General features: G+C 67.9%; 14 protein-coding genes and 2 tRNA genes. 4 read left to right on the forward strand and 12 right to left on the reverse strand.

Annotated features, from left to right (window positions below):
* Nucleotides 1–2: 2 nt before the first annotated feature.
* Nucleotides 3–76 (reverse strand) — tRNA-Asp (locus N5I32_RS05805).
* Nucleotides 77–105: 29 nt separating this feature from the next.
* A tRNA-Asp gene (locus N5I32_RS05810) sits at nt 106–182 on the reverse strand.
* 198 nt (nt 183–380) lie between these two features.
* Between N5I32_RS05810 and N5I32_RS05815 the strand changes: the two genes are divergently transcribed.
* Nucleotides 381–1,631 carry an aminotransferase class V-fold PLP-dependent enzyme gene (locus tag N5I32_RS05815; protein ID WP_261494447.1) on the forward strand — a complete coding sequence of 417 codons (1,251 nt, stop codon included), beginning with the start codon at nt 381–383 and terminating at the stop codon, nt 1,629–1,631.
* Between the two features lie 118 nt (nt 1,632–1,749).
* Nucleotides 1,750–2,526 carry a glycosyltransferase family 25 protein gene (locus N5I32_RS05820; RefSeq protein ID WP_261494448.1) on the forward strand — a complete coding sequence of 259 codons (777 nt, stop codon included), beginning with the start codon at nt 1,750–1,752 and terminating at the stop codon, nt 2,524–2,526.
* Nucleotides 2,527–2,618: 92 nt separating this feature from the next.
* Here N5I32_RS05820 and N5I32_RS05825 read toward each other — a convergent pair whose 3' ends face one another.
* The 4 genes from N5I32_RS05825 to N5I32_RS05840 form a co-directional block, all read right to left on the reverse strand.
* On the reverse strand, nt 2,619–4,556 hold the full coding sequence (locus N5I32_RS05825) for an acyltransferase family protein (protein ID WP_261494449.1): 1,938 nt from the start codon (nt 4,554–4,556) through the stop codon (nt 2,619–2,621).
* A gap of 138 nt (nt 4,557–4,694) precedes the next feature.
* Nucleotides 4,695–5,189, reverse strand: coding sequence for a 30S ribosomal protein S9 (gene rpsI, locus N5I32_RS05830; protein ID WP_261494450.1), 495 nt, complete (start codon nt 5,187–5,189; stop codon nt 4,695–4,697).
* Between the two features lies 1 nt (nt 5,190).
* Nucleotides 5,191–5,655, reverse strand: a complete 465-nt coding sequence (gene rplM / locus N5I32_RS05835) for a 50S ribosomal protein L13 (RefSeq protein ID WP_261494451.1) — start codon at nt 5,653–5,655, stop codon at nt 5,191–5,193.
* A gap of 180 nt (nt 5,656–5,835) precedes the next feature.
* Nucleotides 5,836–6,258 (reverse strand): PaaI family thioesterase, encoded by a 423-nt coding sequence (locus N5I32_RS05840; RefSeq protein ID WP_261494452.1) that lies wholly within the window; start codon nt 6,256–6,258, stop codon nt 5,836–5,838.
* Nucleotides 6,259–6,313: 55 nt separating this feature from the next.
* On the opposite strand from N5I32_RS05840, the gene N5I32_RS05845 reads away from it, so the two are divergent.
* The gene (locus tag N5I32_RS05845) at nt 6,314–7,102 is read left to right on the forward strand and encodes an enoyl-CoA hydratase (protein WP_261494453.1); all 789 of its coding nucleotides are present in this window, start codon (nt 6,314–6,316) and stop codon (nt 7,100–7,102) included.
* A gap of 16 nt (nt 7,103–7,118) precedes the next feature.
* Here N5I32_RS05845 and N5I32_RS05850 read toward each other — a convergent pair whose 3' ends face one another.
* From N5I32_RS05850 to N5I32_RS05865, 4 genes are all read right to left on the reverse strand, one after another.
* The gene (locus N5I32_RS05850) at nt 7,119–8,297 is read right to left on the reverse strand and encodes an MFS transporter (RefSeq protein ID WP_261494454.1); all 1,179 of its coding nucleotides are present in this window, start codon (nt 8,295–8,297) and stop codon (nt 7,119–7,121) included.
* A 5-nt stretch (nt 8,298–8,302) separates the two neighbouring features.
* Nucleotides 8,303–9,787 (reverse strand): carboxypeptidase M32, encoded by a 1,485-nt coding sequence (locus N5I32_RS05855; RefSeq protein WP_261494455.1) that lies wholly within the window; start codon nt 9,785–9,787, stop codon nt 8,303–8,305.
* Complete coding sequence (gene ctaA / locus N5I32_RS05860; protein WP_261494456.1) at nt 9,784–10,935, reverse strand: heme A synthase; 1,152 nt, start codon at nt 10,933–10,935, stop codon at nt 9,784–9,786. The genes N5I32_RS05855 and ctaA overlap by 4 nt, the downstream gene beginning before the upstream one ends.
* A 69-nt stretch (nt 10,936–11,004) precedes the next feature.
* Nucleotides 11,005–11,742: an RNA methyltransferase gene (locus N5I32_RS05865; protein WP_261494457.1), complete on the reverse strand. Its 738-nt coding sequence runs from the start codon at nt 11,740–11,742 to the stop codon at nt 11,005–11,007.
* 161 nt (nt 11,743–11,903) lie between these two features.
* Between N5I32_RS05865 and N5I32_RS05870 the strand changes: the two genes are divergently transcribed.
* Entirely contained in the window at nt 11,904–12,524 is a 621-nt protein-coding gene (locus tag N5I32_RS05870; RefSeq protein WP_261494458.1) for a thiamine phosphate synthase, read from the forward strand.
* Here the strand turns inward: N5I32_RS05870 and olsA are convergent.
* Together olsA and olsB are read right to left on the reverse strand one after the other, a co-directional pair.
* The gene (gene olsA, locus N5I32_RS05875; protein WP_261494459.1) at nt 12,496–13,362 is read right to left on the reverse strand and encodes a lyso-ornithine lipid O-acyltransferase; all 867 of its coding nucleotides are present in this window, start codon (nt 13,360–13,362) and stop codon (nt 12,496–12,498) included. The genes N5I32_RS05870 and olsA overlap by 29 nt on opposite strands.
* On the reverse strand, nt 13,359–14,144 hold the full coding sequence (gene olsB, locus N5I32_RS05880) for an L-ornithine N(alpha)-acyltransferase (protein WP_261495939.1): 786 nt from the start codon (nt 14,142–14,144) through the stop codon (nt 13,359–13,361). The genes olsA and olsB overlap by 4 nt, the downstream gene beginning before the upstream one ends.
* Nucleotides 14,145–14,234: the final 90 nt, after the last annotated feature.

Here is a 14,234-nt window from a genome sequence, read left to right on the forward strand (position 1 = left end):
GGCGCGGTTGACGGGGCTCGAACCCGCGACCCCCGGCGTGACAGGCCGGTACTCTAACCGACTGAGCTACAACCGCGCTGGTCAGCTCTCGGGCGATCCGGATGGTGGCGCGGTTGACGGGGCTCGAACCCGCGACCCCCGGCGTGACAGGCCGGTACTCTAACCGACTGAGCTACAACCGCGTGTCCACCCGCCCGGATCGCCGCCCGAGCGTGGGATGCGTAATATGCATCCCGTGCCCCCCCGTCAAGCGGCCCCGGCACGATTCCGGAAAGGAATTTCCCGGCCTTGGGCGGTGCCGTCGCTTGACCTTCCGCGCCCCCCGCCCTGTTATCGGCCCGCGCCGCCCGGCCGAGTCGGGCCATCGGAGTCGACCCGTCATGCAAAGCCCGCTGCTGCCCCACATGGACGCGATCCGCGCCCGCTTCGCCCATGTCGACAGCTGCCCCTTCGAGGGGCCGCGGGTGTTCTTCGAGAACGCGGGCGGCGCGCTCAGGCTGAAGTCGGTGATCGAGACCTCGGCGGCCTACGCGGGCTATCCCGACAACCAGGGCCGCGACAATCCCGCCTCGCGCGCGCTGATGGCAGCGATCGCGAAGGGCAAGGCGGATGCGCGGGTCTTCCTCAACGCGCCCGACGGCGAGGTGTTCGTGGGCGAAAGCGGGACAGAGGTGCTGTTCCGCCTTGTCCGCACCGCCGCCCTTGGCGCGGCGCCGGGCGGGGTGATGCTGGGCTCGACGCTGGAACATCCCGCTTCTCGCAGCGCGATGGCACGGTGGGCCGCGGTGACGGGGCGCCCGCATGTGCTGGTCGCGCACGACGACGCGACGGGAACGGTTTCGCCCGAGGCCTACGCGGAACAGATCACGCCCGACCTGCGCCTGGCCACCATCGTCCAGACCTCGCCCGTCACCGGGATGGCCGTCGACGTGGCGCGCATTGCCGCGATGATCCGCGACGCGGCCCCAAGCTGCCTGATCGTCGTCGACGGCATCCAGCACGCGAGCCACGGGCAGATCGACATCGCGGGCCTTGGCATCGACGGTTACGCGGTCTCTCCCTACAAGGTCTTTTCACGCCACGGCTACGGCCTGGGCTGGGCGTCCGAGCGGTTGACCGCCTTCGCCAAGGAGGCGGTCATCGGCGGGTCGCCCCGCGCCTGGGAACTGGGCACCCGCGACGCGGGCGCCTATGCGACCTTCTCCGACGTGGTGGCCTATTTCGACTGGCTGGGCGGCGTGACGGGCGGCGGCGCCAGCCCCCGCGCGCGCATCGAGGCGGCGGCGGCGGCGATCCACGCGCATGAGGCCGCCCTGATGGGCGCGATCCTGCACGGGCTTGGCAACCGGCGCGGGCTGGCGGACATGCCCGGCGTCACCCTGATCGGCGGCACCGGCGCGGGACGCGAGGGCGTGGTCAGCTTCACGCTGGCGACGATGCCCGCCGCCGATCTCGTCGCCCACCTGAACGCGCGCGGCATCCGCACCCATATCCGGCTGAACGACCACTACTGCGGCAACATCCTTGGCCCGCTGGGCCTTGACGCCTGCGTGCGCGCCTCGATCTGCCACTACAACACGCCAGAGGAGGCGGGCCGCTTCCTCGACGCGATGGAGGAGGCGCTGGCATAGGGCGCCGCCCCCCGTTCCCGGGGCCGCGCGCTGTTGACAGCGCCCCTGCCCTGTCCGAGGAAGGGGCAGGGTTCATGTGCGCCGGCGCGTGCCCCCTGTCCATGAAACGAAGGGCCCGATGACCAACATCCTTCCCGCCAGCGGCGGACGGCTGGAATGCTACCTGATCAACCTTGACCGCGCCGCAGGGCGGCTTGCGGACATGGACGCCCGCCTGCGCGCCGCGGGGATCGGCTATCGGCGCGTCTCTGCCGTCGACGGCGCGACCCTGCCCGACGCGCTGCCGGAGTTTTCGGCGCGCGGCTATGCGCTTCTGCACGGGCGCAGGCGCACCCCGCCGGAGATCGGCTGCTACCTCAGCCATGTCGCCTGCGCGCGGGCCTTCCTGGAGACGGACGCCGACTATGCGCTGATCCTCGAGGATGATGTGGTGCCGGAGGCGGATCTGCTCGCGACCATCGACAAGGCCTGCCTTTCCGCCGGGACCTGGGACATCCTGCGCCTGTCCTCGGTGAACTCGGGCAGGAAATATCCCTACAAGCGCCTCGATGCGACCCGCAGCCTCGCCATCGCGCTGACGCGCGAAAAAGGGGCCGGGGCCTATGTGGTCAACCGCAAGGCCGCGCAGTGGATCATCACCCGCCTGCTGCCCATGCGGCTTGCCTATGACATCGCCTTCGACCTCGAATTTCTGTCGGGCCTGAAGGCCGCCTTCGTCTGGCCGCTGCCGGCCGACCAGAACACCGGCTACGAAACGCAGATCCAGAAGCGCATCCAGACCTTCAAGCTGCCGTTCTACCGGTATCTCACGGTGTTCCCCTACCGGCTTTACCTGGAGACGACACGCCTGATCCTGCGGTCCGCCCGCCTTCTGCTCAACCGGGTCCGGGCCTGACCCTGGCCGGCATCGGCGCTACGCCCGCACGGGGCACGGGTGGGAGACGCGGAAAACTCCGGCGTCAAGCGATCCGCCCTGTCGGCCTCACATTACTCCAATGCCGCAACGATTTCGGCAATGATATTCTCCATGCCCTCACGGACAAGATGATTGTCGTCACTGTAAAGCGCGTATCCGTCCTCTGTGAATGGCAGGCAAGTTTGCTCCGCACAGATCAAGGGCCAGACGTCGACAAACGTGAAGTCATTCGCTTGCAACGATAAGGCTTGGAATACCTCTGCATTGCGCCGGTCATAGTCGCTGCGGGATTGGGAAAATGCCCCTAGATCCCGCGCGCCGAACATCGACAGCTGCAAAGCAGCTTTTGGCACGTCAAAGCCGTATTCAGGTACCGGGCCGACAACCAGCACACGCTTTCCAGCGGCGGCAAGTTCAGCCAGGGTCCTCTCAAGCGCCAGTTCAAATTGAATCGCATTGTCGCGCGCCGTCGCGTTTACCTTTCCGTCACCCGTAAAGTCATACGCAATTGCAGAGGCACCATTGCGATAACCAGTTGTATAATTTGCCCATTCCGCAGCCAATACGACCGTGTGGATGTCGTCATCGCTCAAGATGCCCCTGAACGCTTCATGAAAGACATCCGCCTCTGCGCCGCCGCATCTGTCAACTGCTGGCGAGCGCCAGGAAATCAAGGGCGCGCACCACCCCTTGGTCACAAGTCGCGCAGTCTCGCCCCGCTCCCGCAAGACCTCGTTCAGCAGGTAGGCATAACGCCCGGCGTGGCTATCGCCGACAAATGCCACTCCGCTGAAATTCCCGCCGCTCTTGCCCAGAAAGCACGCACCTAGATCATCGCATTCAAAGTCGATCGGCTGCGCCCGAGCGATAATTTCAAGCTGCTTTTCACTCAACCTCCATTCGAAGCCTTTTCCCATGTAACCAGCCAGGCCAACGGCAACAAACGCGGCGCCGCATGCCCCGCTCATCATGAACACGCCGCGCCTTGTCAAAAGCGGCGGGTCCGCTCGCCTTCTGAACGGCTGCTCCACAAAGCGCCAGGTCGCCCATGCCAACACCAGCGCGGCCACGGAAAGCGCGCCCATCGTTCCATGACCAGGCTCGGTCAGGTTGCGCAGACGGGCGAATGCGAAAAGCGGCTGATGCCACAAATACGCACTGTACGAGATCAACCCGATGCCGAAAACGCCGCGCAAGCTCAGCAATCGCGCAACCCAGGTGCCTTCCGCGGCATACAGTACGACCAGCGCAGTGCCCACGACAGGAACGAGTGTGTAAGCGCTCGGGAAAGGGATGTTGTCACTGTACGCAAACACCGCGAACACGATCAGCGCCAGACCTGCCATGCTCAGCAGATTGCTGGACCGCTGCGCCCTGCCTATCGTCAGGAACGCACAAATCGAACCGACGCCGATTTCCCAGAATCTGGACAGTGTAAAGAAAAAGCTGCGTTCAGCGTTCAGTCGCCACGCCCATTCGGCAAAGATGAAACTGATCAGAACCAGCAACAGGATTACGAATGCAACAGTTCGAATCCTGAAGCTGCGCATCGCGAGTAGCATGAGCGGGAACAGAAAATAATACTGCTCCTCGATCGCCAGGCTCCAAGTATGCAACAGCGGCTGAAGCTCTGCACTGGGTGCAAAATAATCCAACTGACTCAGGAAGTAGATATTTGAAAGCGACAGGGCGACGGTAACGATGCTTTCAGAAAACGTCTCAAGCTGCAGCGGCAACATCCACATGTAGGCAAACGGCAGACAGGCCAACATGACAAAAAACAGCGCAGGCAAAATCCGTCGCGCCCTGCGCTCGTAGAAGCGTGCTATCGAAAAGGTTCGCTGCCCCAGCTCAGCCATCAGAAGGCTGGTGATCAAGTAGCCGCTGATGACAAAAAAGACATCCACGCCGACGAAGCCGCCGCCAAACAGATCAAAACCGGCGTGAAAAAGAATGACCGGCAAAACGGCCACGGCGCGCAGCCCATCAATCTCTCGTCTGTAACGCATGCCACCTCTGCGGCTCAATCATGTACCGGCATGCATAAGATGCCGGTTTGAAATATCTGTCGGCACATCAAAAAAGAAAAAGCGCAGTAGAAACTGCGCTTTTCCAGGTATCCGGATGTTCTCGCGTCAGCGTTCTCGTTAACGCTTCGAGAACTGGAAGGACCGGCGGGCCTTCGCCTTGCCGTATTTCTTCCGCTCGACCACGCGCGAGTCGCGGGTCAGGAAGCCCGCGGCCTTGAGCGCGCCACGCAGGCTCGGCTCATAAAGCTGGAGCGCCTTCGAGATGCCGTGCTTGACCGCACCGGCCTGGCCCGAGAGGCCGCCGCCGACGACGGTGGCCATGACGTCGAACTGGCCCTCGACATTGGCGATCTGGAACGGCTGGCGCAGGATCATCTGCAGCACCGGGCGGGCGAAGTAGGCGTTGATGTCCTTGCCGTTCACGGTGACCTTGCCGGAGCCCGGCTTGATCCAGACGCGGGCGACCGCGTCCTTGCGCTTGCCGGTGGCGTAGGAACGGCCCAGCGCGTCGCGGACCGGGGTGCGCGGGGCTTCCTCGGCGGCGGCCGCAGCGGCGGGTTTGCCGGCGACGGCGGACTTCAGATCGTCCAGGGATTTGATTTCGTCGACCATCTTACGCGCTCCGGGTGTTCTTCGGGCTCATCGACTTGACGTCGAGAACTTCAGGCTGCTGGGCGTCATGCGGGTGCGCGGCACCGGCGTAGACACGCAGGTTCGACATCTGCTGGCGGCCAAGGCGGTTGCGCGTGATCATGCGCTCGACGGCCTTGATCACCACGCGCTCCGGGTGGGCGCCATCAAGCACCTGCTCGGCGGTGCGGAACTTGATCCCGCCGGGGTGGCCGGTGTGCCAGTAGTAGCGCTTGTCGGCGCGCTTGTTGCCGGTCATCTGCACCTTGTCGGCGTTGACGACGATCACGTTGTCGCCCATGTCCATGTGCGGCGTGAAGGTGGGCTTGTGCTTGCCACGCAGGCGGTTGGCGACGATCACGGCAAGACGGCCCAGAACGACGCCCTCGGCGTCGATCAGGATCCACTTCTTCTCGATCTCCGCCGGTTTCGCGGTATAGGTTTTCATGGTCGGCCCTTTGGTTCGGGATCATTCGGAACGCCCAGACGGCCTTCCGGAATTCGATGCGGGCTTTTGCGTCAAAGTCCGCGCGACGTCAAGGGGCACACTTCCCGAAAATGATAGCTATTTCAAAGACTTAAAAAATAGGTATCAAAATACCCCAAATTTTCACCCTCCTGCCGCCCCCTACCGCTTCGGCGGGATCGAATAGGTCATGTTGGCGCGCGCCACCGGCTCCTCCCGCCCCTCGGACCGGATCAGTACGTCGCCCACCGCAAGAACGCGGCCCAGCTTGAGGATCCGCGCCTCGCCGATCAGGTCGCGCCCCGCCTCGGGCTTGCGCAGGAAGTCGATGCCGCCGCCGGTCGTCACCGCCAGCGCCACCGGTCCGATCCGGGCGAGGATCGCAAGGTAGACCGCCACATCGGCCAGCGCGAAGATGTTCGGACCCGAGACGGTGCCGCCCGGCCGCAGGTGCCGGTCGCCGACCTTCAGGCGCATCACGATCCCGTCGGCGGTCAGCCGCTCGATCGCGAAATCACCGCTGACCTGGGGAAACTCCCGGTCGAGAAAGGCGGACAGTTCCGCCGCGTCCATCGCCCCGTGCATCTTCCCTCCTGCCGCATCGCGGCCTAAGGTTGCGCGAACACGGGGGAATGACAAGATGACGGACACGATCCTTCTGCGCGAAGACCGGGGCGGCATCGCCACGCTGACGATGAACGCGCCGGGCAGCCTGAACGCGCTGTCGGACGCCATGCTGGCCGCGCTGAAGGGCGCCTTTGTCGACCTCTCGCAGGACCGCGACACCCGCGTGGTGATCCTCAAGGGCGCGGGCAAGGCGTTCTGCGCCGGCCACGACCTGAAGGAGATGCAGGCAGGGCGGCAGGCCGAGGACCGGGGCCGCGCCTATTTCGCCGACCTCTTCGCCCGCTGCGCCGAGGTGATGCAGATGATCCCCGCCCTGCCCCAGCCGGTGATCGCCGAGGCGCATGGCATCGCCACCGCCGCGGGCTGCCAGCTGGTCGCCTCCTGCGACCTTGCCGTGGCGGCCGAGGGTACGCGCTTTGGCGTCAACGGGGTGAACATCGGGCTCTTCTGCTCCACCCCCATGGTGGCGCTGTCGCGCAATGTGCCGCGCAAGGTCGCGTTCGAGATGCTGACCACCGGCCAGTTCATCGACGCCACCCGCGCGGCCGAGGTCGGGCTGGTCAACCGGGTTGTCCCGCAGGACGCGCTGGCCGCCGAGACGCGGGCGCTGGCCGAAACGCTGGCGGGCAAGCTGATGGCGGCGGTCAAGATCGGCAAGCGCGCCTTCTACGACCAGATCGAGATGACGCGGGCCGATGCCTATGACCACGCCGCCGCGGTGATGGTGGAAAACATGATGTGGCGCGACACCGATGAGGGGATCAGCGCCTTCATCGAGAAGCGCAAGCCCGACTGGAGCTGACGATCGGTGCAGGGCCTCAGATCCCCCGCGCCCGAAGCCAGAGCGCGATCGCGAAGGCCATAAGCGCGAAGGCAAGCGTGACCGCCAGCAAGAGCGTGACACCCCCCGCACCGATCAGGAGCGCGCCGAGGAAGGGCGCCAGCGCCCCCGCCCCCAGCGGCGCCATGGCAAGCGCGCCGCTGATCGCGCCGAAGTTGTCCTGCCCCAGCGCCTCGGCGGTGATGAGCGGGCGCAGGATCGACTGCACCCCGATCGAGGCGCCCTGCCCGACCGCATAGATCGCGAAAAGCCACGGCTCGCCCGACGCGGCCAGAAGCGCAAGGCTCGAACCCGTCATGCCGAGCGATATGACGCGCGCCAGCGTCCCGGTCCGCACCCGAAGCCCCGGCAGCGTCAGGATCAGCCGCCCCGCGACCTGCATCGGCCCCACGGTCGAGGCGACGAGGACGGCCACCGCATGGGCCGCGCCGCGGTCGGTCAGGATCGGCAGGGCATAGGTCGTCAGCATCATGTGGTTGCCCATCATCAGCCCGAAATAGAGCGCGAGCGCCCAGAACTCCGGCCGGCGCAGCACGCCGCGCACCGCACCCGCGCGAACCTGCGCAAGGTCCGCACCCCGCCGCGCGCCCCGGCGCAGCAGGCGCACGCCGATCAGGTTCGCGGGCAACGTGACCGCCGCCTGCACGCCCGCGAAGACGAGGATCGCGCCGCGCCAGCCCAGCACCTCTCCGGCCCAGGCGCCGAGCGGGAAGGCGAAGGTGGAGGCGAAACCTGCCACCAGCGTCACCCGGATGATGGCGCACCGCGCCTCGGGGCCGAGGCGGCGGAGCAGGAAGGAAAAGCAGGTCTCGTACAGGCTGGCCGCCTGCGCGGCGCCGACGACGACCCAGAGCGCGTACCAGAGCGCGAGGTGACCGACCTGCGACAGGAGCGCAAGGCAGAGCGCGCCGAGAAGGGCCGCGCCGCCCAGAAGCGCGCCGCCATGGCCGCCGTCCACCAGTCGGCCCGAGAACGGCGCGAGCCCCGCCTGCGTCAAGAGCGCAAGCGTCGGGCCAAGCGCCAGTTCCGCCCGGCTCCAGCCGCTTCCGGCCTCAAGCGACAGGAGGATCGCGCCGAAGATGTAGACAAGCGCCGCGAAGCCCGCCGTCTGGCCGATGGCAAGCAGCCAGACGCCACGGCTTTCGTCGCGCGACATCGGCCTCAGAGCCTGTAGATGGCGCGGAACTTCGTCTCCAGATAGTCGAGGAGCGGGCCTTCGTCGGGGGCGAAGCCGCAGGCGCGTTCGACCACCTCGGCCGGGGCGTAAAGCCCGCCGTGGCGTTGCAGGCAGTCGTTGAGCCAGCCGGTCGCGGGCGCCGCGTCGCCCCGCGCCAGCGCCGCGTCGAGGTCGGGCACCGCCGCGCGGAGCGCCTTGTGCAGGCAACCCGCGTAGACGTTGCCCAGCGCATAGGTCGGGAAATAGCCGAAAAGCCCGACCGACCAGTGCACGTCCTGCAGCATCCCGTGCGCGGGCCGGTCGACCGCCACGCCGAAATCGGCAGCAAAGCGGCTGTTCCACGCCTCTTCCAGATCGGCGACGGCGAGCGCGCCCGACATCAGCTGCCGCTCAAGGTCGAAGCGCATCATGATGTGGAGGTTGTAGTGGACCTCGTCCGCCTCGGTGCGGATGTAGCCGGGCTGGACCCGGTTGACGGTGCCGTAGAACGCCTCGGCATCGGCCACGCCGAAGTCGCCGAAGGTTTCCCGCATCCGCCCGAAGAGCCAGCCGGTGAAGGCGCGCGAGCGGCCAAGCTGGTTCTCGTAGATCCGGCTCTGGCTTTCGTGGACGCCCATCGACACGCCCGCGCCAAGGGGGGTCAGCAGGTAGGCCTGGTCGATCCCCTGCTCATAGGTGGCGTGTCCGACCTCGTGCACGGTCGAGTAGAAGCAGTTGAACGGATCGCTCTCGGACACGCGGGTGGTGATGCGCACGTCGTTGCCCGACCCGGAGGAGAAGGGGTGCACCGCAAGGTCGAGCCGCCCGCGCGACCAGTCGTAGCCGAAGGCGCCGGCGAGGTCGCGGGCCAGCGCCATCTGCCCGTCCTTGCCGAAGCGGTGGGCCAGCGGCACCGGCGCGTGGCGCGCGCCCAGCAGTGCTGCGCGCAGCGCGACAAGGCGCGGGCGCATGCGGCCGAAGACGGCGGCGATGCCGGCGCCGGTGGCGCCCGGTTCGTAATCGTCGAGCAGCGCGTCGTAGACATCGCCACCGCCGAAGCCGCCCGCGGCGAGCGCCTGCCCGGCCTCGCGCCGCAGGGCGACGACGTGTTCGAGCGTGGGCAGGAAATGCGCGACATCGTCCTTGCCCCGCGCCTCGGCCCAGATGCCCTGCGCGACGCTCGTCACCCGCGCGGTTTCGGCGGCGAGCCGCGCCGGGATGCAGGCGTTGCGCCGGTAAGCGCGCGCGATCAGGTCCAGCGCGCGCTGCCCGGCGGCGTCCGGCGCCTCGGCCGTCCCGAGCCAGTCGCCCACGCGCGGATCGGTGCGGCGCGCGTGCAGCACGCCCTCGATCGCGCCCATCTCCTCGCCACGCTGATGGGCGGCGCCGGCAGGCATCACGGTTTCCTGGTCCCATCCCAGCCGGCCGGCGATCTGGGCCAGGGCCTCGGTCTCGCGCTGGAAGGCCATGAGGTCGGCGAATGCGGTCATCGTGTCCCCCGGACGGATTGAGCGATGGGATATTGCGCGCGGTGGCGGGCCCGGATCACCGCGACCCAGAGCGCGACGGCACCCAGCTGATGGGCAAGGCCGAGGCCAAGCGGCGCGGAATGCAGGACTGTGACGATGCCGAGGACAACCTGCGCGGCCAGCACCACGGCCAGAAGGGTGAAGGCCCCCCGCGTCAGCGGATGGGCCGAGGCGCGGCCGCGCCACCAGACCACCGCGCCGAAGGCAAGCGCCAGGTAGGCCACCATCCGGTGCACGAACTGGACCAGGCCGGGGTTTTCGAAGAAGGCCCGCCAGGTGCCGCCGCCGTCGGGCACATAGAAGGCGTCGGCGGGAAAGAAGCCCTCGCCCATCAGGGGCCAGGTCGGGAAGGCGCGGCCGGCGTCGATCCCGGCAACCAGTGCGCCCAGCAGGATCTGCACAAAGACGAGGTGCATGAGCCCGGTCGAGAGCGAGAAGAGCCTGCCCTCGCGCGCGCGGCGGGCCTGCATCAGCTGCGCCTCGGGGCGCGCCAGGGACAGGACGTGCCAGGCGATCAGGCCGAGGATGGCGAAGGCAAGGCCGAGGTGCAGCGCCAGCCGGTAGGAGGCGACATCGACCATCCGCCCGGTCAGGCCGGAGGCGACCATCCACCAGCCGATCGCGCCCTGAAGCCCGCCCAGCGCGCCAAGCGCCAGCAGACGCCCGGTCCAGCCCGCGGGGATGCGCCGCGTCGCCCAGAAGACGGCAAAGCCCGCCGCCCAGACCAGCCCGATCACCCGGCCAAGCTGGCGGTGCCCCCATTCCCACCAGTAGATCGACTTGAAGGAGGCAAGGTCCATCTGGTGGTTCTGAAGCTGGAACTCGGGGCTGGCCTGATACTTCGCGAATTCCGCCTGCCAGTCGGCCGCGTTCATCGGCGGCAGCGCGCCGGTCACCGGGCGCCATTCGGTGATCGAGAGCCCGCTGTCGGTCAGCCGCGTCAGGCCGCCGACCGCGATCATCGCGACGACCAGTGCGAACAGCACCAGAAGCCATGCCCGGACCGCGCCGCGTGCGCCGCGCTTGCCCGCGTCGATCATGCCGCCCTGCGGCTCCGGGGTCTTGCCCGCGGCTCCCACGTCCTCGAACAGTTTTCTTGGCCCGGCCATGCGCCTCTCCTTCGTCGGCGGGACACTAGGCGCGCGGGCGGCGGGCTTCAAGGGCCCGCGCCATCGCCGCTACCCGTCGCGCCTGCGCAGGATCTGCCGGAGCGCGCCGTGCAGCGTCTGCACGTCGGCGCGCGTCAGCGGCATCCGGCTCCAGAGGTTCCTCAGGTTCAGCTTCATCCCCTCGGCCTTGGTGGGCGGGAAGAAGAACCCCGCCTCCTCCAGCCGTTCCTCGAAATGGTCGCCCAGACGCTCCACCTCGATCGCGGGGGCCAGTGCGGTCCCGGCCAGTTCCAGCACCTCGGGCGCGCGGTCGCTGTCCTGCCGCAGCCATTCGTAGGCGCACAGGAGCACCGCCTGCGCGAGGTTGAGCGAGGGGAAATCCGGGTTGACCGGGATCGAGATCAGCGCGTTCGCCCGCACGATGTCGGGGTTTTCAAGGCCGGTGCGTTCGGGGCCGAACAGCACCGCCACCCGCTGCCCCGAGGCGATCAGCGCGCGGGCATGTTCCATCGCGCGTTCGGGCGTCATTACCGGCTTGGTCAGGTCGCGCCCGCGCGCGGTGGTCGCAAAGACATAGGCGCAGTCCGCGACCGCCTCGGGCACGGTCGGGAAGACGCCCGCGTAGTCGAGCACGCGCCCCGCCGCGCCCGATGCCATGGCCACCGCCTTCGGGTTGGGCCAGCCGTCGCGCGGATCGACCAGACGCATCCGCGACAGGCCGAAGTTCAGCATCGCCCGCGCCGCCGCACCGATGTTTTCCCCCATCTGGGGCCGGACGAGAACGAAGGCGGGCTGGTCTGCGGTCATGCGGGCTTCCTGCGGGTTTCGCGCCTGATACGGGTTTGCGAGGGGCGTGACAAGAACGCGCCGCCCCCGCGGCGCAGAGGAGTGCGGCCGAACTCGCCCCTTGGAAAGCATCCGCATTCCGGGGTAAGCCCCGGAACGCAACATCCGCCTCGGAGCCCCGCATGCCGGACACGGACCGCCCGCAACTCTGCCTGATCACCCCCGCCGAGATCGACCTGGAGACGTTTTCCGACGCGCTCGGCGCTGTCGTCGACGCGGTGGAGACGGCCTGCCTCAGGATCGCGCTGGCCACGCGGGACGAGGACCGGATCGCGCGCGCGGCCGACCTTGTCCGCCTTGTCGCGCATGACCGGGACATCCCGGTGGTGATCGAGACGCATGTGCAGGTCGCCGAACGCCACGGGCTGGACGGGGTGCACCTGACCGATGGCGCGCGTTCGGTCCGCACCGCGCGCAAGGCGCTGGGGGCGGATGCGATCGTCGGCTGCTACTGCGGCCACACCCGCCACGAAGGCATCAACGCCGGCGAGGCGGGGGCCGACTATGTCGCCTTCGGCCCGGTCGGCGCGGTGGCGCTGGGGTCCGGCACGCTGGCCGACCGCGCGCTTTTCGACTGGTGGTCGGCGATGATCGAGGTGCCGGTGATCGCCGAGGGCGGCCTGACCGCCGCGCTGGTCGAGGATTTCGCCCCGGTCACCGATTTTTTCGCGGTCGGCGACGAGATCTGGCGCGCCGAGGATCCGGCGGCCGCCCTCAAGGCGCTTCTGGCCCCGATTCTCTGATCCCGGCCGCGCGCCTGCCCAGCCGCGCTTCGAGCGCGGCGCGGATCGTCTCTTCGCAGTGGCGCGCCAGTTCCTTGCGCGAGGGGAAGGCATCGACCGCGACGGGGTCGTGAAAGATCACCTCGACCCGCCCCTGCCGAAACGCGGCGAGCGCCTTGAGGAAATGCGGGCCGAAGTCCATGTCCCCCCACCAGCCGTAGAAACGCGCCTCCTCGCCCGCGGGCGCGTGGTAGACGACCGAGACCGGCTGGATGTGCATCGCGTGGTCGAGCCCGTGGGTATAGAACGCCTGGAAGAGCGTCGGCTTGAAGGGCAGCACGCGCAGCCCGTCGCTCGACGTGCCTTCGGGGAAGAAGACGAGCCTGTGGCCCGCGCGCAGACGCCCCTCGAACACCTCCTGCTGGCGCTTGGCCTGGCGCGGATCGCGGGCGATGAAGACGGTGCCGGTCGCCCGCGCCAGCCAGCCGATGCCGGGCCAGCGCGCGACCTCGTCCTTGGAGACGAAATAGACGCGCTGGCAGGCGTTCAGCGTGAAGATGTCGAGCCAGGAGGCGTGGTTGGCCACGATCGCCCCCTTCTCGCGCATCGGCCGGCCCTGGACGCGGTAGCGGATGCCGAGGATGACGAAGGCCGAGCGGCAGACGAACTGGGTGAGAAAGGGCGTGAGCGGGCGGCGATCGCGGAAGACCGGCGCCTCGACCAGGCGCAGCGCCAGAAGGATGGCCAGCGTGCCGTAGGTCACCGAGCCGAGCGCCGCCCCGCGCAGGCCCGCGACGACCCAGCCCGCGGGGCCGATCCCGGCCGCCTCCGGCGCCGCCTCGCCGCGCCAGGTGGTCACACCTTCGCCTCGAACTTGCGCACGTAGAAGCCCTTGTGCTTGGCGCTCATCGCCGCGGTGTCCATCAGCAGCATCACGTCGGTGGTGTTGAACGCGTGGTCGACAAAGGCGCCCTCGCCCACGAAGCCGCCAAGCCGGAGATAGGCCTTGATCAGCGCCGGCATCGCCGCGAGCGCCGCCTGCCGATCCAGCGCCTCGTGCGGCAGGAGGTCCATCGGCTGGAACTCTGCCGCGTGCACGCGCACCCGCAACGGTTCGGGCGCGAGGTGGTGGTGATGCAGCCAGGAGAGCGGCATCCGCAACGGCCCGATGTCGGTGCCATGGAAACTCGCGACACCGAACATCACCTCGATCCCGCGCTCCAGCACGTATTCGGAAAGCCCGTTCCAGAGCAGGAACATCGCTGATCCGGTGCGATAGTCGGCGTGCACGCAGGACCGCCCCAGTTCCAGGAGCCGCCGCCGGCTTTGGCGCAGCTTGGCCAGGTCGTATTCTGCATCGCAGTAGAAGCGGCCGAAGGCCTCGGCCCGCTCGCCCGGGAAAAGCCGGTAGACGGCGACGACATGATCGAGCGCGCCCGCGTCGCGGCGGCTGTCGACCAGGATCAGATGATCGTTCACCGGATCGAACTCGTCACGCTCGAAGCGCCCGGCGTGATCGACAAGCGGCCCGTCGCCGCCCAGTTCCTCGACGAAGACCGCATAGCGCAGGCGCTGCGCGGCCAGAAGGTCCGCTTCCGTTTCGGCCAGTCGGATACGGAAGGGGGAGCTTTCGGGGATCATCGGCCGGTCCAGCACAGTTCCTCCTGCAGGTCATGGGCGATTTAGGCACCGTGAGCGGTGATTGCAACGAATTCATGTCGCCCGGCAGGT

The organism is Albidovulum sediminis, from assembly GCF_025380365.1.
Lineage (GTDB): Bacteria > Pseudomonadota > Alphaproteobacteria > Rhodobacterales > Rhodobacteraceae > Albidovulum > Albidovulum sediminis.

Excerpts from the sequence above, each read along its gene's own strand:
- N5I32_RS05815 (WP_261494447.1), top strand. The coding sequence starts at position 381 with ATGCAAAGCCCGCTGCTGCCCCACATGGACGCGATCCGCGCCCGCTTC.
- N5I32_RS05820 (WP_261494448.1), top strand. The coding sequence starts at position 1,750 with ATGACCAACATCCTTCCCGCCAGCGGCGGACGGCTGGAATGCTACCTG.
- N5I32_RS05825 (WP_261494449.1), bottom strand. The coding sequence starts at position 4,556 with ATGCGTTACAGACGAGAGATTGATGGGCTGCGCGCCGTGGCCGTTTTG.
- rpsI (WP_261494450.1), bottom strand. The coding sequence starts at position 5,189 with ATGGTCGACGAAATCAAATCCCTGGACGATCTGAAGTCCGCCGTCGCC.
- rplM (WP_261494451.1), bottom strand. The coding sequence starts at position 5,655 with ATGAAAACCTATACCGCGAAACCGGCGGAGATCGAGAAGAAGTGGATC.
- N5I32_RS05840 (WP_261494452.1), bottom strand. The coding sequence starts at position 6,258 with ATGCACGGGGCGATGGACGCGGCGGAACTGTCCGCCTTTCTCGACCGG.
- N5I32_RS05845 (WP_261494453.1), top strand. The coding sequence starts at position 6,314 with ATGACGGACACGATCCTTCTGCGCGAAGACCGGGGCGGCATCGCCACG.
- N5I32_RS05850 (WP_261494454.1), bottom strand. The coding sequence starts at position 8,297 with ATGTCGCGCGACGAAAGCCGTGGCGTCTGGCTGCTTGCCATCGGCCAG.
- N5I32_RS05855 (WP_261494455.1), bottom strand. The coding sequence starts at position 9,787 with ATGACCGCATTCGCCGACCTCATGGCCTTCCAGCGCGAGACCGAGGCC.
- ctaA (WP_261494456.1), bottom strand. The coding sequence starts at position 10,935 with ATGGCCGGGCCAAGAAAACTGTTCGAGGACGTGGGAGCCGCGGGCAAG.
- N5I32_RS05865 (WP_261494457.1), bottom strand. The coding sequence starts at position 11,742 with ATGACCGCAGACCAGCCCGCCTTCGTTCTCGTCCGGCCCCAGATGGGG.
- N5I32_RS05870 (WP_261494458.1), top strand. The coding sequence starts at position 11,904 with ATGCCGGACACGGACCGCCCGCAACTCTGCCTGATCACCCCCGCCGAG.
- olsB (WP_261495939.1), bottom strand. The coding sequence starts at position 14,144 with ATGATCCCCGAAAGCTCCCCCTTCCGTATCCGACTGGCCGAAACGGAA.